General features: G+C 61.3%; 17 protein-coding genes and 1 pseudogene. 1 reads left to right on the top strand and 17 read right to left on the bottom strand.

Going from position 1 to position 21078, the window contains the following annotated elements; translation table 11 throughout:
- Window positions 1-714: 714 nt before the first annotated feature.
- The 12 genes from CUJ90_RS07115 to CUJ90_RS07060 form a co-directional block, all read right to left on the bottom strand.
- Window positions 715-1299 carry a PqiC family protein gene (locus CUJ90_RS07115; protein WP_277998131.1) on the bottom strand — a complete coding sequence of 195 codons (585 nt, stop codon included), beginning with the start codon at window positions 1297-1299 and terminating at the stop codon, window positions 715-717.
- Complete coding sequence (locus tag CUJ90_RS07110; protein WP_114162296.1) at window positions 1299-2918, bottom strand: PqiB family protein; 1620 nt, start codon at window positions 2916-2918, stop codon at window positions 1299-1301. Before CUJ90_RS07110 ends, CUJ90_RS07115 begins: the two co-directional genes overlap by 1 nt.
- Window positions 2911-4218, bottom strand: coding sequence for a paraquat-inducible protein A (locus CUJ90_RS07105; RefSeq protein ID WP_114162295.1), 1308 nt, complete (start codon window positions 4216-4218; stop codon window positions 2911-2913). The genes CUJ90_RS07110 and CUJ90_RS07105 overlap by 8 nt, the downstream gene beginning before the upstream one ends.
- Window positions 4215-5708, bottom strand: coding sequence for an efflux transporter outer membrane subunit (locus tag CUJ90_RS07100; RefSeq protein ID WP_114162294.1), 1494 nt, complete (start codon window positions 5706-5708; stop codon window positions 4215-4217). Before CUJ90_RS07100 ends, CUJ90_RS07105 begins: the two co-directional genes overlap by 4 nt.
- Before the next feature lies 1 nt (window position 5709).
- Entirely contained in the window at window positions 5710-8934 is a 3225-nt protein-coding gene (locus CUJ90_RS07095; protein ID WP_114162293.1) for an efflux RND transporter permease subunit, read from the bottom strand.
- A 13-nt stretch (window positions 8935-8947) separates the two neighbouring features.
- Window positions 8948-10198: an efflux RND transporter periplasmic adaptor subunit gene (locus CUJ90_RS07090; protein WP_114162292.1), complete on the bottom strand. Its 1251-nt coding sequence runs from the start codon at window positions 10196-10198 to the stop codon at window positions 8948-8950.
- Window positions 10199-10209: 11 nt separating this feature from the next.
- Window positions 10210-10554, bottom strand: a complete 345-nt coding sequence (locus CUJ90_RS07085) for a hypothetical protein (protein WP_244219987.1) — start codon at window positions 10552-10554, stop codon at window positions 10210-10212.
- An 87-nt stretch (window positions 10555-10641) separates the two neighbouring features.
- A complete protein-coding gene (locus CUJ90_RS07080) occupies window positions 10642-11091 on the bottom strand; it encodes a YMGG-like glycine zipper-containing protein (protein WP_244219986.1) in 450 nt (149 codons plus the stop codon).
- 49 nt (window positions 11092-11140) lie between these two features.
- Window positions 11141-11698 (bottom strand): lipid-binding SYLF domain-containing protein, encoded by a 558-nt coding sequence (locus tag CUJ90_RS07075; RefSeq protein ID WP_114162290.1) that lies wholly within the window; start codon window positions 11696-11698, stop codon window positions 11141-11143.
- 152 nt (window positions 11699-11850) lie between these two features.
- Window positions 11851-12240: a response regulator transcription factor gene (locus tag CUJ90_RS07070; protein ID WP_114162289.1), complete on the bottom strand. Its 390-nt coding sequence runs from the start codon at window positions 12238-12240 to the stop codon at window positions 11851-11853.
- Window positions 12241-12399: 159 nt separating this feature from the next.
- Window positions 12400-13035: a response regulator transcription factor gene (locus CUJ90_RS07065; protein ID WP_114162288.1), complete on the bottom strand. Its 636-nt coding sequence runs from the start codon at window positions 13033-13035 to the stop codon at window positions 12400-12402.
- Window positions 13032-14606, bottom strand: coding sequence for a sensor histidine kinase (locus CUJ90_RS07060; RefSeq protein WP_114162287.1), 1575 nt, complete (start codon window positions 14604-14606; stop codon window positions 13032-13034). The genes CUJ90_RS07065 and CUJ90_RS07060 overlap by 4 nt, the downstream gene beginning before the upstream one ends.
- Before the next feature lie 1222 nt (window positions 14607-15828).
- On the opposite strand from CUJ90_RS07060, the gene CUJ90_RS07050 reads away from it, so the two are divergent.
- Window positions 15829-16521 (top strand): transporter, encoded by a 693-nt coding sequence (locus CUJ90_RS07050; RefSeq protein WP_114163471.1) that lies wholly within the window; start codon window positions 15829-15831, stop codon window positions 16519-16521.
- A gap of 3 nt (window positions 16522-16524) precedes the next feature.
- Here CUJ90_RS07050 and CUJ90_RS07045 read toward each other — a convergent pair.
- From CUJ90_RS07045 to CUJ90_RS07025, 5 genes and pseudogenes are all read right to left on the bottom strand, one after another.
- Window positions 16525-17120, bottom strand: a pseudogene (locus CUJ90_RS07045) (plasmid pRiA4b ORF-3 family protein).
- Window positions 17121-17131: 11 nt separating this feature from the next.
- Entirely contained in the window at window positions 17132-18676 is a 1545-nt protein-coding gene (gene tnpC, locus CUJ90_RS07040; protein ID WP_114161656.1) for an IS66 family transposase, read from the bottom strand.
- A 51-nt stretch (window positions 18677-18727) separates the two neighbouring features.
- Window positions 18728-19075, bottom strand: a complete 348-nt coding sequence (gene tnpB, locus CUJ90_RS07035; protein WP_074295443.1) for an IS66 family insertion sequence element accessory protein TnpB — start codon at window positions 19073-19075, stop codon at window positions 18728-18730.
- A complete protein-coding gene (tnpA, locus tag CUJ90_RS07030) occupies window positions 19072-19491 on the bottom strand; it encodes an IS66-like element accessory protein TnpA (RefSeq protein WP_244219940.1) in 420 nt (139 codons plus the stop codon). The genes tnpB and tnpA overlap by 4 nt, the downstream gene beginning before the upstream one ends.
- A gap of 234 nt (window positions 19492-19725) precedes the next feature.
- A protein-coding gene (locus CUJ90_RS07025; protein ID WP_244219936.1) for an IS3 family transposase occupies window positions 19726-20855 on the bottom strand; the annotation gives its coding sequence in 2 pieces (ribosomal slippage) (window positions 19726-20597 and window positions 20597-20855; 1131 coding nt in all).
- Between the last annotated feature and the right edge of the window lie 223 nt (window positions 20856-21078).

Raw genomic sequence — 21078 nt, 5'->3', positions numbered from 1 at the left:
CTTGTCGGCAGCCGCATATGCCGTTTCGCACACTGGTACAGTGCATCCAGATAGTCATAGCGGACTATTCGCGCGTGCGTGAAAGGATTGGGCGCTTCCAGCCGTCTGCGCGCAGTTTTTTCTCCCACGGCCAAGGGGTAGTGACAGATGGGCTGAAGCAAGTCCTGTCACGCGAGAAATCGTCCCGCCACCGCGAACCATTCCGTACGTTCCTTGCTGCATACCGATATCTTTTGGCGACCGTGCTAGCTTTGGCAGACGCGACGGTCAGCACTGGACCCCAAGTCAGGGCGGCCGTCGTGGTCAAGATTGGGCGAAGTAGTCCGAATCGTAGTTTTCACTCCTGGTCAAAGAAATTCACGGCGCCTCAATGATTGTGTCGGTGGCAGAAGGTGATGGCCGGGTTGCATCACCAGCCGGACGACATTCTGTCGAAAGTGGCGTCAGTCGCCTTCTGGGACGGTTGTTCAGTAGTATCCGTGATGCCCTGCAACGTCCATCTCATCACAGAAAATGCCGAGCTAGTCGGACGTAGATCGCGCGGCGCAAGAACGTGCGCGCAGGGAGGCGGGTCCTGCACCGTCGACAGGTTAGGGTGCCCGCGTCGATATTCTCGTCAACCTGCGGCCCCACGGTGATTGAGAAAAAACCGCACGGCCTTCCACAGGCATCGATGGGGCGCAATTCCCATTTCGTCGATAACCGCGCCGCATTTCAGGACGATGCCGCCGCACGGATCGAAGCGGAAATGTCGCCGCTGACCGTGGCAAAGGCCCGGCTGTAAGCGGCAACCATCGCCTCCAAGCCGGCGTCACCACAGGGCTCGCGCACGGTGCTGCGACCGTGGAGCGGTGCACGTTTGCCGGGGGGCGACACAGACCACAACACGTCGACCGTGACCGCGTCGCCGAGCGTGGCGTCAAAGCGCTGCACGTCGATCTGCACGCGATAGAGCGCGGCCGGATCGCCGGCCATCGGGTACGCCGACACGCGCGGGCTGTTCAGTTCCTGTGCGAGATCGGCGGCAATCACACGGGGGATCTGGCTCTTCAATGAGTCTGCCCAGCGGGCGAATTCGTCGATCGTCACCTGATTGGCGCTGGTGCGAACCACGATTTGCGGCCGGTCGACGAGGTCGGGCACGGTGACGGAACCGATCAGGACAGTGACCGGCATGGCAGGCGCTGTACTTTGGGCTGGCGGCTGCGAGCTGAGCGTGTAAAAGGTGGCCTTCGGCGAGGCACAACCGGCCAGCGCAGCGACAGTCACCGCGATTGCGAAGGGTAAGGATAGGCGCATCACTTGTTATCCCCCTGTTTGCCGCGAATCAGTGCCTCAGGATGACGTTCGAGGTAATCCGCCAGCGTGCGGAACGCCGCCGCAGTACGCGCGAGTTCACGCATCGCATCGGTGGTGCCCTGCTGCAACTGCGAATTCGGCTGCAACGCCCCGTTCGCCGAGTCCAGCGCCGTTTGCGCGGCGGCGAGCGTGTCCCGAGCCTGCGGCACCACCTCCGTGCGCAACTGTTTGAGAAGCGAATCGGCATCCGCGAGCGTCTTTTGCACGTCCTTGCCGAGCCCTTCGAACGGAATCTTGTTCAGCTTGGCCACCAGACCGGTCACCGAATCCTGCAGCGATTGCAGTCCGCCGGGCACGGTTGGCAATTCCGGCGGGGTCGCGCTCCAGTTCACCCCGGCTTTGGGCGCAGCGGGGAAAAAGTCGAGCGCGACATATAGTTGTCCGGTCAACAGGTTGCCCGTTCGCAGCTGCGCACGCAGGCCATGCGCGACCATCCAGTCCGTCATTTGCCGCGGATTTTGCGCAAGTCGGCCTCCGGTCTCGCCCGACTGGTAACGCGACGTGAAACGCTCCGGATAGAAATGCACCTCGACCGGGATGCTGAACTGCTTCGTGACTGGGTCGTAGCGCGTATAGATCGCTGCCACCTCGCCCACCACGATGCCGCGGAAATCGACCGGCGCGCCGACCGTCAACCCGCGCACCGAGTCGTGAAAGCTGAAGACATAGGTATCGACGATGCGGTCATGGCGCTTCATCGCCTCCGCACGATCGTGGAACAGCACATATTGGGCACGAACAGCGGCCTCGGGCTGACCGGTCGTATCATCCGGCGTCTGGAACGCAAGGCCGCCGATCAGGATCGCGACCACCGATTGCGTGTTGACCTTGACGCCGTCGGTACCCAGCGACACGTCGACGCCGCTTGCATGCCAGAAGCGCGTATCGGCCTGCACGTACTTGTCATAGGGCGCGTTGATGAAGACCCGCAGCGTGACACCCTTGCCGTCTGCGTCGAGCGAATATTCGGTGACCTGTCCGACCTGCAGGCGTCTGAAGAAGATCGGAGAGCCGACATCGAGCGAACCCATATCCTCGCTCTTCAGCACGAACTCCCGGCCCGGCACGCCGCTGGCAAAAACCGGCGGCGACTCGAGTCCAACATAGTTGCGCCGCGACTTCGCCGAGGCGCCCACATCCATGCCGATGAAGGAACCGGAGAGCAGCGTGCCGATCCCTGATACCGTGCCCCCGGAAATTCGCGGGCGCACGACCCAGAACCGCGTATCCTCGACCAGCATGCTTGACGCATCCTTGACAAGCTCGGCGGTCGCCACAACACTGCGGTGATCTCTCGCCAATGTCACGCTCTTGACCACGCCAACGTCCACGTTCTTGAACTTGATCTTGGTCTTGCCGGCTTCGAGACCTTCGCCAGTTGCAAAACTGATGTTGACCGTCGGCCCCTGCTCGAGAACGGCCTTCACGGCCAGCCAGCCACCAATCAGCACTGCAATGACCGGCACCAGCCAGACGATCTGCAGACGCCAGCGCGAGCGGGGCGTGGCCACCGCTTCGGGAAGATCCGGCGGCTCCGGCCGATCCGGGGGGTTAGCCATGATGATCCTCAGTCGCGTCCCAGATCAGACGCGGGTCGAACGACATCGCCGCGAACATCGTCAGCACGACCACCGCGCCAAACGCAACAGCGGCCGGCCCTGCCTGGATCGTCGCGAGCGCATTGAACTGCACGAGCGCAACGAGAATGGTGATGACGTAGATGTCGAGCATCGACCAGCGGCCGACGAGTTCCACCAGCCGGTAAATCCGCGTTCTCTGCTGCAACCGCGCAACCGAGCGCCGCTGCGTTGTGACGACGAGGTATATGATCGCCAGGATCTTGAGCATCGGCACGGCAATGCTCGCGATAAACACCACAACGGCGAGCGGCCAGGAACCGGAAGTCCAGAGGTAGACCACACCGCTCAGAATCGTGTCTTTCTCCGAGCCGAACAGCGAACTGGTGTTCATCACCGGCAACACGTTTGCCGGGATGTACAGCACTATCGCAGCGATCAGGAACGCCCACGTGCGCGAGTAGCTCGCCGGTTTGCGCGGGTGAAGATGCGCGCCGCAGCGCGGACAACTGGCGTCGTGCAGATGCGCGTCCGATTTCGTCAACAACCCGCAACTGTGGCAGGTCATCAGAGCGCTGGCCAGCGCCGTGCGTGCGGGCGGAGCCGCGAGGTGGTCCGCATCGGGTGCTCCGCTGTAGCGCTCGTCCATGTGCTGCCAAAGCTGGTGGAGATCGAACGCGGAATTGGCGGCCGCGAGCAGCAGCATCAGCACGCCGAATGACCAAAGCGCCACACCTGGCACGACACTGGCGATATGCGCCAGCTTGACCAGTGCCACCAGCATGCCGAGGATCAGAACCTCAGTCATGCCCCACGGCCGCGCCAGTTGCATGAGGCGAACTACGACGTCCGCGTGATACGGCCGGCGATGCAGCCGTAGCGGCGTCAGTAAATACGTCATCGTGGCCATTTGCAGGAGCGGCATCAGAAAGGTCGTCGCGAACACGAGTCCCGCGATCGGCCACATCCCGTCGTCGTAAAGGATCTGAACGGCACCCAGCAAAGTCGTCTCCACGAGGTTGCCGTTGACCATCAGGCCGACGATCGGATACGCGTTGCTGATCACGAACAGCACGATCGACGTGAGCGTAAAGGCCAGTGCCCGATCGAGGCCGTGCGGATGATTGCGGTACAGCTCTGCGCGACAGCGACAGCACCGCAGCACAGCCTCGCCTGTCAACGGCGCTTCGCGCTGCAGCAGATCGCATTCGTGGCAGGCGATGAGCCGCGCGCTTGTGACGCTTGTGGCGCTTGTGACTGGAGTGGTCGCTGAAGCTGTCATTGCGGCTGCTCCGTCGCGGCTTCACTCGTGTCGTGCACAGCAGCAGTGGCCTGCCGCATCGCCCGGCCCGTCATGCCCTCGGCCTGTACGACCCACCCGCCGCCCATTGCCTTGTAAAGGCCAATCAGCGAACTGAACACCACTCCATTGGTTTGCGTATAACCGAGTTGCGCGTTGAACAGACTGCGCTCGGCGTCCAGCACTTCGATGTAACTCGTGTAGCCCCCTTCGTAACGCAGCCGCGCGAGCCGTGAATACGTGCGCAATGCGTCAACCTGTCGACCCTGCACGACTAGTTGCTCGCGTGACTTTTGCAACGCGATCAGTGCATCGTCGACTTCCTGAAACGCTACCTGGATGGACTGCTGGTATTGGAACAGCGCCTGTTGCTGCTGGGCTTCCGCCTGCTTGACCTGACCGCTGATACTGCCCGCCGTAAAAATCGGCACCGTCAGCGAGCCCGCGTACGACCAGACCCGAGCGGGACTGGTGAACAGCTTCGAGAACTGCCCGCTGACCGATCCAAACAGGCCGGTCAGCGAAATCGACGGAAAGTAGAGCGCGCGCGCAGCGCCGATCAACGCGTTGACGGCGATCAGGTTTTGCTCAGCCTGCAGCAGATCGGGGCGGCGCTCGAGCAGATCCGACGGCAGGCCCGCAGGTACAGCGGGCATTGCCAGTTCGGTCAGTTCGCGGCCACGCAGGATCGCCCCGGGATTGCGGCCGAGGAGGACTGAGAGCGCGTCTTCCTGCTGGGCAATCTGCGTCTCGATCTGCGGAATCGTCGCGAGCGATGCCTCGTATTCCGACTCGCTTTGCGCGAGCTCCATCTGCGAGACGTCGCCGCCTGAGAACCGTGCCTGGAAGACTTTCACCGAGCCGGCGCGGCTGTCTGTCGTCGCCCTCGCGATCGCAAGTTGTGCATCGAGGTCGCGCAGATTGATGTAGGCGGTGGCAACCGAGGCGACCAGCGACAGGATCGTCGCGCGGCGGCCCTGCTCGCTCGCCAGCAGGCTCGCACGTGCCGATTCTGTCTCACGCCGCACTCGGCCGAACAGGTCGATTTCCCACGCGACCATCAACGGCGCCTGAAACTCGTTGAACACCGGGCTGACGCCGGGCGGCAACGGTGTAGGCCCAGTCTGCGAAGCGCGCTGGCGAGAGGCGTCGAAGCCGGCGTTGATCTGCGGAAACAACGCCGAGCGCGTCGTGACGAACTGGCCGAGGAACTGATCGACGCGAGCGGCGGCGATCTTCACATCCTTGTTATCCGCAAGAGCGGCCAGAATCAGATCGTTCAGCACGGGATCCTGAAATTGCTCCCACCACGGCGTATTCGCGACGTCGACTGCTTCGCTCGTCGTGAAGCGGTAGGTACCGGGTGTCGCGACGTTCGGCCGCACATAGTCGGGGCCGAGCAGACAGCCGCCCAGTGCCAGCACCAGCGGCAATACAGGCATCAGACGCAGTAGTGACGCTCGGCCGCGCATGTCAGTCGTCCTCGCGCCGCGCGGACGGCGTGATCGCCGGGCCACCCGAAGCAGATGGCGTCCCTGGCCCTTGCTCTTCGACTCCGCCGCTCGTCCCCGGCGTCTTCTTGCCGCCTCTTTCGGACATCGATTCGAGCACATAGAAGAACATCGGAATGAAAAACACCGCGATCACCGTCGCGCCGAGCATGCCGCCGATCACACCGGTGCCGATCGAATGCCGGCTGTTGGCCGACGCCCCCAACGCAATGGCAAGCGGCACGCAACCGAGGATGAAAGCGAGCGACGTCATGATGATCGGCCGCAACCGTTCGGTCGCAGCCGTTACAGCGGCGTCGTACACCGACTGGCCCGCTTCGCGGTTCAGCACCGCGAACTCGAAAATCAGGATCGCGTTCTTGGCGGCGAGCGCGACCAGCATCGTAAGGCCGATCTGGAAATACACGTCGTTCTCGAGGCCGCGAAGCAGGATCGCAAGCAGTGCGCCGAACAACGCAAACGGTACGGCCATCAATACACCGAACGGCAGGCTCCATTTCTCGTATTGCGCCGCGAGAATCAGAAACACCATCACAAGGCCGAATACAAATACCAGCCCCGACGTGCTGCCCGACTGCCGCGCTTCGAAGGCCTCCCCGCTCCAGCCGACGCCATAGCCTGCCGGCATGACCTCGTCAGCCACTTCCTCAAGCGTAGAGATGACCTGCCCGGAGCTGTAGCCCGGCGCGCCGTTCGCAGTGATCTTGACGGCCGGAAAATTGTTGAACCGCGTGATGAGATCCGGTCCAGTGACGTACTTCGACGTGACCACGGCCTTGAGCGGCACCATGCTGTTCGTCTTGCTGCGCACATAGAGCTGGTTGAAATCCTGCGGCGTGAGCCGGTATGACGGCTCGGCTTGCAGGATGACCTGCCACAGCCGACTCGACCGGTTGAACTGCGACACGTACAGCGACCCGAACATCGTCTGCATCGCGCTATACACGTCTTCGATCGGTACACCGAGCGTTTCGGACTTGTCGCGATCGACATCGATCAGCAACTGCTGCGCGGACGCATTGAAGGTAGAGGTCACGCGCGCCAGTTCAGGCCGTTTTTTTGCCTTTTCCAAGAAGTCCTGCACCACGCCCGCGAGTTGCGCGATGCTCGCGTCGCCCTTGCTCTGAATCCACATCTCGGTTCCGCCAGTCGTACCGAGCCCCGGAATCGACGGCGGATTGACCGGTAGGATGATCCCTTCCTTAACTTTCGACAGGTTTTCGTACGCGCCGATCAGCACGGCCCGCGCATTTTGCGTCTTGATGTTGGCGAACTTGTAGCGCTCGTCGAAACCCTTGAAGCCGATGAAGAACGCGCTCGCATTGTTCTTGTTCTGGCTGTCGAGCAGACTGAAACCGTCGACGATCGTCACGCTGCTTACCGCCGGCTGTGCCATGAAGTAATCGGTGACACGCTGCGAGACTTCGCCGGTGCGATCGAGACTCGCCGCGTCCGGCATGATGACCGCGCCAAGCAGATAGCCCTGGTCTTCGGGCGGCAGGAACGACGTCGGGATCGTCCGCATCATGACGACCGCCAGCGCGATCATCCCGGCAAACAGCAATAGCGCGACCAGGAAGCGCTTGATGACCAGTTTGACGACGTTCGTATAGCTATTTGTCATCCTTTCAAAGCGGTTGTCGAACCATTTGAAGAAGCCGCGCTTTTCATGATGACCGGGCTTGAGCAGCAACGCGGCCAGCGCCGGCGAGAGCGTCAATGCGACCACGCCGGAGAGAATCACCGAAATCGCGATCGTGATCGCAAACTGCTTGTACAACTGGCCTGTGATGCCGCCGAGAAACGCCACCGGCACGAACACCGCGCACAGCACCAGCACGATAGCGACGACCGGGCCCGCCACTTCGTCCATGGCCCGTTTGGCGGCGTCTTTCGGACTCAGCTTGTGCACGTTCATGTTGCGCTCGACGTTCTCGATGACGACGATCGCGTCGTCCACCACAATGCCGATCGCGAGCACCATCCCGAACAGCGTCAGCATGTTGATCGAGAACCCGAGCGCGAGCATCCCCATGAAGGTGCCAACGATCGACACCGGCACCGCCAGCACCGGAATCAATGTCGCGCGCAGGCTTTGCAGGAACACGAACACGACGATCACGACCAGCACGAGGGCTTCGAAGAACGTGTGCACGACATCCGAGATCGACGCGCGGGTGAAGTCGGTCGTGTCCATCGCGATGCTGTAATCAAGGCCCTCCGGGAAGCTCTTCTTCATCTCGGCAAGCGTCGCATGGACCTGCTTCGACACATCGAGCGCGTTGGCGCCAGGCTGCTGATACACCGCGATGACGGTAGCCGGCTTGCCCTGAAACTTGCTGCGAATCGAGTAGTCCTTCTGGCCGAGCGACGCGCGGCCGATGTCCTTGAGCCTCACGATCGCCGCGTCGCCGTTCGCCGCGCGAATGATGATGTTGTCGAACTCGGCAGGCTCGCTCAGACGGCCGGTGGTCGTGACCGCGAATGACTGCTCGACCGGCGCGCCGGTCGGCGACTGGCCAAGGCGGCCGACGGCGAATTGCTGGTTCTGGTTGGCGACCGCTCGTTGCACATCGCCCGCCGTGATGCCCAGTTGCGCCATACGATCGGGTTTCAGCCAGATCCGCATCGCGTAGTCGGGCGTGCCGAAGATGCTCGACTGGTTGGCGCCCGGAATGCGCTTGAGTGCATCGAGTACGTAGATGTTTGCGTAGTTGGCGATGTAGGTGGCGTCGTAGCGGTCGGTTGCCGAATAGATCGCGATCACCATCATGAACGCCGACGATTTCTTCTGCACCTGAATGCCTTGCGATTGCACCGATGACGGCAATTGCGGCAGCGCCAGATTCACGCGATTTTGCACGTCGACCTGCGCGAGTTCCGGATTAGTGCCGATCTGAAAGTACGCGTTGACGGTCAGGTTGCCGGTCGACGAACTTGACGAGTTCATGTAGATCATGTTGTCCGCGCCGTTCACCTGCTGCTCGATCGGCGCGGCTACGTTGTTGGCCACCACGTCGGCGCTCGCCCCCGGGTAGTTGGCGGCGATCGTGATCTGCGGCGGTGTGACGTCCGGGTACTGCGCGATCGGCAGATTGAACATCGCCACCGCGCCCCCGAGCGTGATGACAATCGAGATCACTGACGCGAAAATCGGGCGGTCGATGCAGAAGTGGGAAATATTCATGTTGTTCGCCGGCTCACTTCGCCGCCGTAGTGTCAGTCGTGCGCTCCCCGGTACTGCCTGAGCCGCTCGCCGGCACGTTCGCCGCGGCGGGCGCCACGGGTGTCGTCGGCTTCGCGACGATCTTCAGCGGCGCATCGGCGGCAACGCGGATGGCACCGTCGACGACCACTCTTTCCCCTGGCTGCAAACCCTGCGAAATGAACCAGTCGTCTCCATGCCACTCGCCGACCTCGACCACCCGTTGATGCGCCTTCGACTCGCTGTCGACGACCCACACAAAATGACTCCTGGCGCCCTGCAAGACCGCGCGTTGCGGCACGAGGATCGCGTTCGGGCGCATGGCGCCGGACACGCGCGCACGGACAAACTGCCCGGGGCGCAGCGTACCCTTTGGGTTGCCGAACGACGCACGAACGAGGAACGTACCGGTTTGCGAGCTGAAGGCGGGATTGGTGAAGTCGATATGGCCATGGTCCGGAAACTCGGTGCCGTCGGCCAGGATTACCGTCACTTCGAAGTTGTTATTGGCAGGAAACCGCAGATGGCCTTTGCCGGTCTCGTCGCGGTACTTCAGCAGCTCATTCTCGGAAATGCTGAAATTGACCCACATCGGATCGAGCTGATAAACGTAGGTCAGCAGTCCGGTCGCGGCGGCTGTCACATAGCTGCCATCCTGCTGGCGGGCGAAGCTCGACAGGCCGGTGAGCGGAGATTTGATCGTCGCATAGCTCAGGTTCAGCTGGGCGGTTTGCACCTGACCTTGCGCGGCGATCACCGCGGCTTGCGCCTGTTTTTCATTGCCGGTCGCGTCGTCGAGGTCCTTCTTGCTCACGGCGTTCTGCGCGGCGAGCGGGATTACCCGGGCGAGGTTCGCTTTCGTCACGCCGAGTCGCGCCTGCTGCTGCGCAAGCTCACCTTTTGCGGTTTGCAGAGCGGCCTCGAATGGTTTCGGGTCCATCAGAAAGAGGGTTTGCCCGGCATGCACCAGTTGCCCTTCGGTATAAACCCGCTTGTCGAGAAAACCGTCGATACGCGCGCGGATCTCGACTTCGCGTGAGCTTTGCGTCTGCGCGGTAAATTCGAAGTCGACCGGCGTATCGTGTGGCTCGACCTGTAGCACGGTTACTTCGAGAACCGGCGCCGGCGGCGACGTCGCCGGCTTCCTGCAGCCAGCGCAAATGGCAAGCGTTGCGCAGGCAAGGACGAGTATCAAATCGCCCCGTGGCAGTCGTTGAAGACAAGCATTCAGCGGCGTGCATTTCATGGCATCACCCGTTACGGCTTATCAGGCGTACAGGCGCCGAACAGCACATAGGCGTCCTGACTGTTGACGAGCGAGCCAGTCATCGTCCCATCCGTCCTGTCGAGCGCAATCGTCCATGCGAAACCGAACTCGGCGCCTTGCAAGAGAGTCTGCCTCTGGCCGGCGTCAATCAGGCGGATCGGCGTTGTGCGCTCCTTGCCGACTACCATCTTCCTTGCGAAGTCGATGCGCAGGAATTGCGGCACGCCGAGTTCAGCCGGCAAGCCCCGGATGCAGACCTCTCCGGCATCGCACGCATGTGCGTCTACCGTCGCGCACAGCAAGGGCTTGCTGCCGTCGAAGTCGGCCGCCCACAACGAGGCCGATCCGGACCAGCACAGCGCGGCAAACGCGAGAAGGAGGCATTTCTTTTTCACAGCTGTCTCTCCCGCCTCTATCGAAGTCTATTGAACCGTGTACCCGCGGCCGGTCATGCACGCCGCGACAGCGCGGTTGAACGTTGCCATCTGCTGGGACGCCTGTTGCTGACCCGCTTGCTGCTCGCCGGCCACGGCCCGGTTCATGCGGTGCTGCCGCACGCCCCCAGCCGCCGTCCCAGTGACCGCACCAATCGCTGCGCCTTTGCCTGCGTTGCCTGCGATCGCGCCGACCGCTGCGCCTAACGCGGCGCCACCGGCTGCGCCCTTGATGGCTCCGCCTTGCTGCTGAGGAGCACCCGGTTGACCGGATTGCTGCGCAATCGCGACGTGATCAACGCCGGTCGTCTGCTTCGCCCACAGTTGGCATTCGGCGGTATCCGTGTTCTGCTTTTGGGGACTCTGCCCCTTGGCCGGATAGACGATGGGCTGTTGCGCGGCGGCTGCGAACGCCAACACCCCTATCACGAGACCCATTGCGGCTCGCTGCATTCGCTGCATGACTCGAGGCCCTCTGCGCACTGCATTATTCAAACTTGACAATTCTCTGCCCCTGCACGCCTAGGCCGGCCATTAAGCCCTCCTGGCCAAAAATGAATGCATAGACATCTGATTGCAGTGTCGTAGTTGTCATCGATTTGGCCATCCCTGCATCCACCACCACGACGCTCGGTCCCACACCAACGGACAATCCGGTGCCGCTCGTGAGCTCGATGAGTGCAGCGTCCGTCATAAAAAACATCGCCTCCGAAAAGGTCTGAGCACCTGCCTGCATCCCGTATGAAAGTCCGCGCGCCCGGTAATATCCAATGATCTTGCCATCGGGACTAAACGCCACACCCTTTCCACCTTGCGCACCTACCAGCAAGCCGGCCTTAATGATGCTGGGAAACACGACGACGGCTTTCGCCTGGTATTGGAGATCTTTCGCCTTCGGCGTCTTGTCAAATAGTTGCTGCAGCGCCTGACGGGCTTGCGCGTCTAGCTCGGGGTCCCCACCATTGGCAACAGTTGGGTTCGTCGAGCACGCCACGGCAATTAGAAAGAGGGGAACAGCGAGAATCAGCCGAAGGTACTTGATCATGATGCGTGCTCCATTCAGAAATTGACGCCACGGTATGAAACTCGTTTCCGCTTCAGATTCTTTGCGGTCAACGTGAATAGTGGTGTTTGCGTCGTGCGAAAACAATTGGCCTTTGGTCCTATATCGCGTGAATGCGCAAACGCGCGCTTGCGCTAGGGCGGCTCATCGCCTTCAAGGACAGCCGCCAGCACCGTCTTGACAAACAGTTCGTCGTTAAACGGCTTGCGCAAATAAGCGAACGCGCCGGCCGCGAGCGCGTGCTCGCGCACGTCGATGTCGTCGTGAGCGGTGATGAAAATGACAGGTATGCCGCTGCCGGATAGACGTCGCTGGACTTCCAACCCGTTCAACCCAGGCATCTGCACGTCAAGAATGACGCAGTCCGGGCGATATGACGGCATGGACGACAGGACCTCGAGGAACGCGTCGCCACTTGCGAACGTTTCGGCGACGATTCCGATTGAGCGCAACAGTCTCCTGATCGCTCGGCCCACCGATTCATCGTCATCAACGACGACAACGAATGGTTTCAGTTTTGCCATTGTGGATAGTCCAGTGTCCGGGCAAGCACACGCAAGTGCCGCCCTATACAACAGCCTACGCGCCAAACAGGGTTGCCGATATTGGACCTTGGTCCCGAATGGACACCGGGAGTGAAAAAGCGCGGGTACGCAGCGCCGTGCGCGCCGGATTTCCGCTGCTCAGCGCGACGCGCGCGTTTCGACAGCACCGCCTAGCCCGAGCTTGTCTGCGACGCGCACAAGCTCTGCCAGCGACGTGACTTCCATCTTCGCCATCACGCGCGCGCGATGGGCCTTGATCGTTTTTTCGACCGTGCCCAGTTCGTCGGCGACCCGTTTGTTCGGACGGCCGGTCACGATCAGCGACATCACTTGCCGCTCGCGAGGTGTCAGCCGTCCGAGACGCAGACGGATTGCATCCAGTTCGCAGTGGACGGCGTACGTTTGCGCGAGACGCTCGAACGCCTGTCCAATCGCACGCAGCAGATCCGTATCACGCACTGGCTTCGGCAGGAAATCCGTTGCGCCCGCCTTCATCGCCTCAACGGTCATGGGGATGTCCCCGTGCCCGGTGATGAAAACAATCGGCAGAGCGGCATTGAGTTCGCGCTGCAGTTCCAGACCGCTGATATCCGGCAATTGAATATCCAGTACCACGCAAGCAGGACAGGTATCGGCGCGCATCCTGTCGAGAAATGCGTGTGCCGAACCGAATGTCTCCACCCGATAGCCGGCGGACTGGATCAAACGCGCCAGCGCACGGCGCACAGAATCGTCGTCGTCGACGACGAACACCAGCGAAACGGCATCTGTCATGGCCTGTATCGCGACTCGTCGTGCCCTCTCGTAGCCGCACCGTCTGCGGGGAGAGTAACGTAGAATGTCGCGCCTCGATCGATGTTGTTTTCGGCCCAGAGTCGTCCGCGGTGCATGTCGACGATGGAGCGGCTAATCGACAATCCAAGACCGAGCCCTTGGGGTTTTGACGTAAAGAACGGCTTGAAGATCTCGTCGAGCTTGTCCGAAGTCAGTCCATGCCCCCGATCGCGAACGGCGATGCACACCATGTCGTCGTTCTCGGCCCTCAGCGCTATGGAGACCACACGATCGAGTGGCGGCACATCGTTCATCGCATCGAATGCGTTGAGCAGGAGATTGAGGATGACCTGCTGAAACTGCACCTTGTCGCCGCGCACCAGCGGCAGAACACCGTCGATATCGAGCGTGACGCGCGTTCCGCGCACAATCGCGTCGCTGTGCACGAGCAAGATCACGTCACGGATCACGCTCGCGAGTTCGAGTGGTGCGACCTCCAGATCGCCTTTCTTCACGACCGCACGAATGCGTCGAATGACTTCGCTGGCGCGGTAGTCGGCCTGAACGATGTCGTTCAGGATCTCCCGGACCTCGCCCAGATCGATCGGATCCGTCGCCATGAACCGCTGCGCGGCCTGCACATTGCTCAGAATGGCGGTAAGCGGCTGATTCAGCTCGTGTGCTAGCGATGAAGCCAGCTGGCCCATGGTAGATACCCGCGTCAAATGCGCGAGCTCCTGGCGGTTGCGATGTAACTCGTATCGATCCGTCCGGTCGATGATGAATGCGAGCGTGACATTGTCGTCGTCGAACCGAAATGCACTCAACCCGATTTCCACGGGAAATGCCGTGCCGTCCTTGCGCTGCGCAGGCAGTTCGTGCGAAGGCCCGATGCCAACGGATTCCTTTAACGCGCGCGGCTCTGCCCCGAAGCGGGCATTGTTGTCGACATGCAGACCTGGCACCAGCAATTCGACAGGTTTCCCGATTATTTCATCGCATTCGTATCCAAACAGCTTCGCGGTTTGCGAGTTGGCCATCAACACGAGGCCGCGCTCGCCCAGCATCAGAATCGCCAACGGCAATCGTGTCAGCACCTCGCGAAAATAACGCTCACTGGTGCCTCGCTCGTCCGCGCCCGCGTGAGACCCCGCCAGGCGCGCCGATCGTCCGTCGCGGTCAGGCAGCTCCCGGTGAAAAGGTCTCGCCGAAACACCGATGCGGAGTCGCTCGGTAAACGGATGCCCAGCGCGAGACCCTCGTTGACCCGCTTCGCGCACGTGAGAAGCGTCTGCGGCGCGAAGGTTATCCGCGCGTGTCTCGCGTGTATTTGCTGATGAACCTGCTTTTGCCAACGACTCGAAAGAACTTGCCCCACTAGTCGAAATCGGTGACCGTGCCCGCATCGTACGCGCGCCGAGCATGGCGCGCGTGGCGTAGAACGCCGACACGGATGGCGATTTATGACTAGCCATCGTTGCAGCCGCCCGCTGGCGTCGCGCCAGCACCGCCAGCAACCACAGGATGGCTGTTGTTTCCAGCAAGACAATGACTGGCATGACGATGCTCATGGCCGAACTGCCTCTCAAAGGTCGGCACCGCGAGATAGGCTGACGAGAATTCGCTCTGGATTTCGATAAGAGGCAACGGCCCCTTGACCCGGAGGTGGGTTACCGCCGCTCGACATAACCAAGCCGGCAGCAAAGCCGCAATCGCAACTCGCTCGTCAGTACGCGCTCCAAGCCTGCGTCATGGGCAAGCTTTTGAGTCGTCACCTTTATTGTGCGTTGTTCTTCCGCCGATTTGCGGGCATCGCAGATGGCGGGTCAGGACGGAAGCACCGCCAGCCAGATACAAATACCAGTAAAAACTTCCGCTACCGATCCGTCCGAACGGCAAATCAATCCTAGTACGCAGGGGGAAAATAGTAAATGAGGTGCGTCTATATTCTTCTACATTCCGACTTAATTTCTCTGTATCGGGTAGCCGTTGCATTGAACAGGTGTGCAATTGTTCGCGCTTCGCAGGAGTATGTAGCTGAATGACCTCATCGTTGAGTTCGAAAGAACCGAAGCCACGCCAACGCATGGTTCGCCGCAGACATCCGATCACTACGTGCAACGCTTAAATACGTCAGGACTTCGAATCACTTCGCCTTGGCCGTGGCGCGCTTTTCGCCAGGCTCTGTCAACTTCGCGATTCGCTGCACTGCCTGCCCGGCGAACTGCCATCCTCGCTTCCAATGGGACCCCGAGGTACAGAAACCTGGCGCCGGTCAGCACTCGAGGTGCCGTCGCCCTTCTTCATTTCGTCAGCCGGTACTACAGGGCACTCGTCGAGCTTTGAGCATGGCGGGTTCTCACGCGCAATTAATTGCATCCCTGACTGTTGGCGCTTCGATAGCATGTCTTTCCGCTCGGACTTTTATACACGCCTTTACCGTTCTTTGTCTTGGCCTCTCCGCCCTTGCTTGTCTGGGTCGTCGTGACGCCGTTCTGATTCTTTTGAGCCTTCCACGCGTTACCTGTATTCCGGTTATAGCCGCCGGCCGTCTGTCCGTTTCCGCAAACGGACTCGCCGCGCGCGTTAGTGACACAGTTCGCGAATACGCTCGAAGACAGCATCATGCATGCCAATATAAAGAAAATTTTCATAATCAACTCCAGGTCTGGCCGGACTTTCGCCTCTTCAAGACTAGTCGCATGCGGTCGTACGCACATTGGACCTTGGTCCTATTGCAAGCGCCGATGACCCGGCCGTCTCATAGATCCACCGGAGATGAAGGCCACGACAATGCCGAAACCATCGATCGACTCGAATCGCACAGTTGAGATCCGTTCGGCAACCCGCGCTGTCCGGCGCTTCCGGCCGGCACGTGCCGGTGTTGCTTTGCTCTGGTCAGCGTTGGCAAGCGCCCAGGAAATGGAACCACACGCTTATTCGGCCACGCCGGTCGGAACGAATTTCGTGGTGATCGACTACGCAAGATCGAGCGGCGGCTTCTCAGTCGACCCTTCGTTGCCAATTGCCAATGTGCAGGCCAAAATCAACACATATGCATTCGGCTATTCACACAGCTTCGGCGTCGCCGGCCATACCGCGAGCATCGCGGTGTCCATCCCGTACGCGAGCGCGAATGTGACCGGTGACGTTCAAGGTAGACCTCAGCATGCCTATCGATCGGGATCGGGCGACGTGCGTTTCCGGGTGGCCTTGAATCTGCTCGGCGATCCGGCGCTGACACCGGAGCAATTCGCGCGGCGCAGACCCTCCACTATTCTCGGCGTCAGCCTGAGCGTGGCTGCGCCGACGGGTCAGTATGTGCCGTCCCGGCTGATCAACGTGGGATCGAACCGATGGTCGTTCAAACCAGAAATCGGATTGTCTCAGCCGATCGGCAACTGGTTCGTGGACGGCGCGGTGGGCGTGTGGTTTTTCACGGACAATAACGATTTTTTCGTAAGCGTCAATCTGAGGCCGTCTTGACGATCAGACCTTGACCTCTGAGAGCCGCTGATTCGTGAGCACGAGATCGAAGGCGGCGGGATCGAAGCTGCCGCCACACCACTCGAGGAAGTGGTCGTGCTCCTCGTGCGTCGGATCGGTGATCGCTTCGAGGAAGTCGGCATATCCTGGAACTCCACCGACGTCTTCCGGTGGACACGCATTCTGCCCGTCCAGGCACAGCGGCCGGCGCATGTCTGGATCAGGCGTCAGCGCCTTCTCGACCTTGATCCGATGCTGCCAGTTGTCACCGTAATCGTAGACGTAGGTGAATGACTTCAGCCCGCCCAGCGCCTTCGCCAGCGTGACCCGTGCCTCATTGAGCATCGGTGGATCGCTCTGGAATCCGAAGTCATCAGGTTCACCATAGTTGGTTTCGCCTAAGACGAACTCGTGCAGGTGCCCGCCCTCCCAGCCCATGGCCAGTTGCAGCACGAATGCAGCTTGCCCAGCCGGATCGAGCCGGGAACGATGATTCGTCGCCAGATCGCCGGCTTGATGTACTTCAGCTCAACGCGCAGTACGTAATCGGGCACTGGCGCCTTGACCAGGCGCACGGCAGGTTTGCGGGGTTGGACCATCGGGTTGATTGTCAGGCGGCTTGCTGCTCGATGTGTGCAGCCGGCATCAGGCGCCACGGCAGCAACTCGTCGATGCGGTTGATGGGATGATCGGCGATGCGCTCAAACACCGTGCGCAGGTAGGCAAACGGCTCGATGCCGTTCAGGCGCGCCGTACCGATCAGGCTATAGATCACCGCCGCGCTTTGGCCACCGCCGTCGGAGCCTGCGAACAGATAATTGCGCCTGCCGAGAACCAGCGGCCTGATCGCGCGCTCCGCCGTATTGTTGTCCACCTCGATGCGCCCGTCTTCGCAATAGCGTATGAGTGCATGCCAGTGCCCCAGCGAGTATCTGATCGCCTTCGCCAGCCCCGACTTCGCCGATACCTGTGACAGCGTGTGTTCGAACCAGGCCTTCAGTTCAGCGAGCAATGGGGCCGAGCGCAGCTGACGCGCAGACAGGCGCACGTCCGGCGTCTGGCCGCGAACCTCGCGTTCAACGGCATACAGCGCCCCAATGCGGCGCAGTGCTTCCTCGGCAATTGGTGAGCTGTCCAGCTTGTACAGGTCGTAGAACTTGCGCCGCGCATGCGCCCAGCACCCGGCCTCGATGACCGTGCCGTCACGATACAGCGCGTCATACCCGCTGAAGGCATCTGCCTGCAGGATTCCCGTGTAGCCCGCCAGATGTTCCCGAGGTCGTTCACCTTTGCGGTCGGGTGAGTACCTGTACCAGACGGCTGGTGGCGCGCGGCTCCCTGCCGGGCGGTCATCCCGCACATAGGTCCACAGGCGCGCCGTGCGTGTCTTGCCACGCCCCGGCTCCAGCACCGGCACGGGCGTGTCGTCGGTATGGATCTTGTCTGCGGCGCGCACGTAACCACCGAGTGCGTCTGACAGGGGTTGCAGCAGCGCAGCCGCTTCACGCACCCACGAAGCCAGTGTTGCCCGGTCCAGTTCGATGCCCGCGCGGCGATAGATGCCGGCCTGCCGGTATAGCGGCATATGGTCAGCGTACTTCGCGACGACGACCTGTGCGAGCAGCCCCGCACCCGCCATCGAGCGTGCTATCGGCCGCGAAGGTGCCGGCTTCTGTACTACTGCGGCACAGCGCGGGCAGCTCAGCTTCGGACGTACGTGGCGCAGTACCTTGAAGTAGCCGGGCACATAGTCGAGCACCTCCGAGACGTCTTCGCCGAGCGCCCGCATCTGTTTGCCGCATTCCGGGCATCCGCAGTTTGACGGCGCATGCACAACCGTTTCGCGAGGAAGATGTGCAGGGAAGTGCCGTGACTTGCGGCGCAGTGGAACAAGGTTCGTAGTGGCCGGCGTATCCGCAGTCGCGTCGGCATCAGGCGCCTTCGCCGGTGCGGCCATATATGGTTCATGAACAGGCAGCTCACCGAGGGCGAGCTGCAGCTGGTCCATCAGTTCTGTCATGCGCTCAGATGAGCGGCCATACTGCCATCGCTTCAGTCGCGAGATCTCGGCCAGCAACTGCGCGATGGTCTCGTCGCGCGAGGCAACGATGCGCTTGAGAGCGGCGATGTCATCGGGCAGATGGCGGGCTGGCATGCATGCCAGTGTAAATGAAGGCCACGCGCTTGTGGGCTCCCGCACCCTGCCTTATGCCGCGTGCGTCGGCTGCCACGTCCGCTCGGGATGCCGCCAGTCAATCCCTTCGAGCAGCATCGACAGTTGGGCGGCTGACAGATGGACTGTTCCCGAGTCCGCCTGCGGCCACACGAAGCGTCCACGCTCGAGTCGTTTCGCGTACAGGTTCATGCCGTCGCCGCTCCACCATAAAATCTTGATGAGATCACCGCGACGCCCGCGAAACAGGAAGATGTGCCCCGAGAAGGGATCACGTCCGAGTGCTGACTGCACTAGCGCGGCAAGTCCATCCATGCCACGGCGCATATCGGTAACGCCCGCTGCCAGCCATACGCGGGTACCGCCTGGCGGCGCAATCATGCTGGCATCAGGCAGCGCAGCACGAGGCGCAACTGCACGGGGTCGACCATGCCCGTGACGCGTACACGGGCACCATTCAGTTCGATCTCGATGCCCGACGCTGCTGGTACGCTCTCGCGATGTGGCTCGACAGGCTGTAGAGCGAGCGACGCCGGTTCTGCGGTCTCGCCGGTCGGTGCATCAGGTAGCGCTACGGGCAGCAACACCGCTGTGCTGTTCGCCACTCCTTCAAACAGGCCCGCCCGCAGTTGCCGGCGCCACTTGAACACCATATTGGGATTCAGTCCGTGCGCCTGCGCGAGCTTGGCCACCGAAATACCCGGCTCGCACGCCGCGACGGCAACTTGCCGTCGGTACTCTGGTGTGTAATTCGGTCGGCCCTTGCGGTTCGATGATCGCGCATTCCGTGTGTCCAAAGTAGTCCCCATCACTTGAAGTAACGGACATCACTTTGGACACCGGCTTCAGCTCTGTCCATGCGGCCACGGAATGACGCTTACGATGCTTGTAAGGCCTTGTTTTCTTTGGTCGGGGCGAGAGGATTTGAACCTCCGACCACCTGCACCCCATGCAGAGTGACTGGTCGCCTGAGTTGCGGGCGCTTGTAGTTGTAGTGGTCAAGCAAACCTGGACACCCCAAAGGCGAATTTTTAAAAAAGTGAAGCTTCGCACCGTGCCGGTGGCAGACCGCCTGCCGCCGAATGGATGCGCCTGTAGTTATAAAAGTTGTCGATGTAGGCCCCGATGTCGCGCTCGGCCTGCGCGTGATCCGGGTACCCTTTCTCGTCGATCCACTCGTTCTTCAGGCTTCTGAAGAACCGTTCAACCGGCGCGTTATCCCAGCAGTTTCCCTTTCTGCTCATACTCTGAATGATGCCGTTTGCCTTCAGTTCGTTCACGAAATGCGCGCTGGTGTACTGGGCGGAGTGGAACATCAGGCCGGGCGGCGGGCGTCGATGCTCGCGCGCCTTTTGCAAGGCCCGGATAACCAGAACCGTATCCGGCAACAGCGCGAACGCCCAGCCGACGATACGGCGCGAATACAGGTCCATCACGATCGCCAGATAGGACCAGCCCTGAAGCGTTCTCACGTACGTAATGTCGCCCGCCCACACCTGATTGATCGCCGGCGGCTGGAACCGGCGCTCAAGCAGGTTGGGCGCCACCAGCGCTTCACCGTCAGCCCTGCGGTAACGGTGCGTTCGTCGTCGCGTCACGGCCAGTTGCGCCTCACGCATCAACGACCGCGCGCGGTAGCGTCCGATCGCATGGCCCTGGTGCTGTAACGCCTGAGCCATCCTGCGGCTGCCATAGCTGCCGCGGCTTTCGTTGTGAATTTCACGCACGGCCCTGAGCAGGGCCGGCGAAGCCGCAGCCCTGGCGGGCCGCCGCGCGGCAAAGGTGTAGTAGCTGCTTCGCGGCACCTTCAGCAACCGGCACATCACGCTGACTGGCCAGGCCTTCTTCAGCGAACGGATCACCTCGAGGAGCGATCCAGTTCCTTGACGAAGAAGGCCGTGGACTTTTTTAGTATCTCGCGCTCCCTTTCGAGCTCGGTCACGCGTGCCTCCAGCTCCCGGATACGTCGCTGGTCGGCCTTGAACTGCACCTCGGTGCGCGGAGGCTCAGCCTGCTCGGCCCGCCATTGCGCCACCCACCGCCGCAACGCGGTATCGCCAACGCCCAGCGCCTCGCAGGCCCTGGCAAATGAATAGCCCTGCGCGACAACCAGCTGCACCGCTTCGGCCCTGAATTCGTCGGTTATGTTCCGTCTGCTCATTTCTCACCTCGGTTGGAGATTATCCCCTTTAGAGGTGTCCAGAGTCATTGGACCACTACAAGTCGAGTTCTTGCATATCTGCCGCACATCAACGCTGCTTTGTCGCAGGCATGCGCCGCAATGTGATGTATCCACGATCGCGGTGACTCCACTTCCTAGAATTCGCTCGGTGGCGATCTGCGGTAGACGGACCGGGTGGGGCCTGTCGACCCATCGCGATATA

The organism is Paraburkholderia terricola, from assembly GCF_003330825.1.
In the GTDB taxonomy this organism is placed as follows: domain Bacteria; phylum Pseudomonadota; class Gammaproteobacteria; order Burkholderiales; family Burkholderiaceae; genus Paraburkholderia; species Paraburkholderia terricola.
Note: the sequence above shows the minus strand (reverse complement) of the source record. Positions and strands in the feature narration are given on the sequence as shown.

Bases quoted from the DNA above. Each gene is read 5' to 3' on its own strand.
- tnpB (WP_074295443.1), bottom strand. From the start codon at position 19,075: ATGATTGCGCCGCCAGGCGGTACCCGCGTATGGCTGGCAGCGGGCGTT.
- tnpC (WP_114161656.1), bottom strand. From the start codon at position 18,676: ATGCCAGCCCGCCATCTGCCCGATGACATCGCCGCTCTCAAGCGCATC.
- CUJ90_RS07095 (WP_114162293.1), bottom strand. From the start codon at position 8,934: ATGAATATTTCCCACTTCTGCATCGACCGCCCGATTTTCGCGTCAGTG.
- CUJ90_RS07090 (WP_114162292.1), bottom strand. From the start codon at position 10,198: ATGAAATGCACGCCGCTGAATGCTTGTCTTCAACGACTGCCACGGGGC.
- CUJ90_RS07065 (WP_114162288.1), bottom strand. From the start codon at position 13,035: ATGACAGATGCCGTTTCGCTGGTGTTCGTCGTCGACGACGACGATTCT.
- CUJ90_RS07105 (WP_114162295.1), bottom strand. From the start codon at position 4,218: ATGACAGCTTCAGCGACCACTCCAGTCACAAGCGCCACAAGCGTCACA.
- CUJ90_RS07075 (WP_114162290.1), bottom strand. From the start codon at position 11,698: ATGATCAAGTACCTTCGGCTGATTCTCGCTGTTCCCCTCTTTCTAATT.
- CUJ90_RS07115 (WP_277998131.1), bottom strand. From the start codon at position 1,299: ATGCGCCTATCCTTACCCTTCGCAATCGCGGTGACTGTCGCTGCGCTG.
- CUJ90_RS07100 (WP_114162294.1), bottom strand. From the start codon at position 5,708: ATGCGCGGCCGAGCGTCACTACTGCGTCTGATGCCTGTATTGCCGCTG.
- CUJ90_RS07050 (WP_114163471.1), top strand. From the start codon at position 15,829: ATGCCGAAACCATCGATCGACTCGAATCGCACAGTTGAGATCCGTTCG.
- CUJ90_RS07060 (WP_114162287.1), bottom strand. From the start codon at position 14,606: ATGAGCATCGTCATGCCAGTCATTGTCTTGCTGGAAACAACAGCCATC.
- CUJ90_RS07070 (WP_114162289.1), bottom strand. From the start codon at position 12,240: ATGGCAAAACTGAAACCATTCGTTGTCGTCGTTGATGACGATGAATCG.
- CUJ90_RS07110 (WP_114162296.1), bottom strand. From the start codon at position 2,918: ATGGCTAACCCCCCGGATCGGCCGGAGCCGCCGGATCTTCCCGAAGCG.
- CUJ90_RS07080 (WP_244219986.1), bottom strand. From the start codon at position 11,091: ATGGGTCTCGTGATAGGGGTGTTGGCGTTCGCAGCCGCCGCGCAACAG.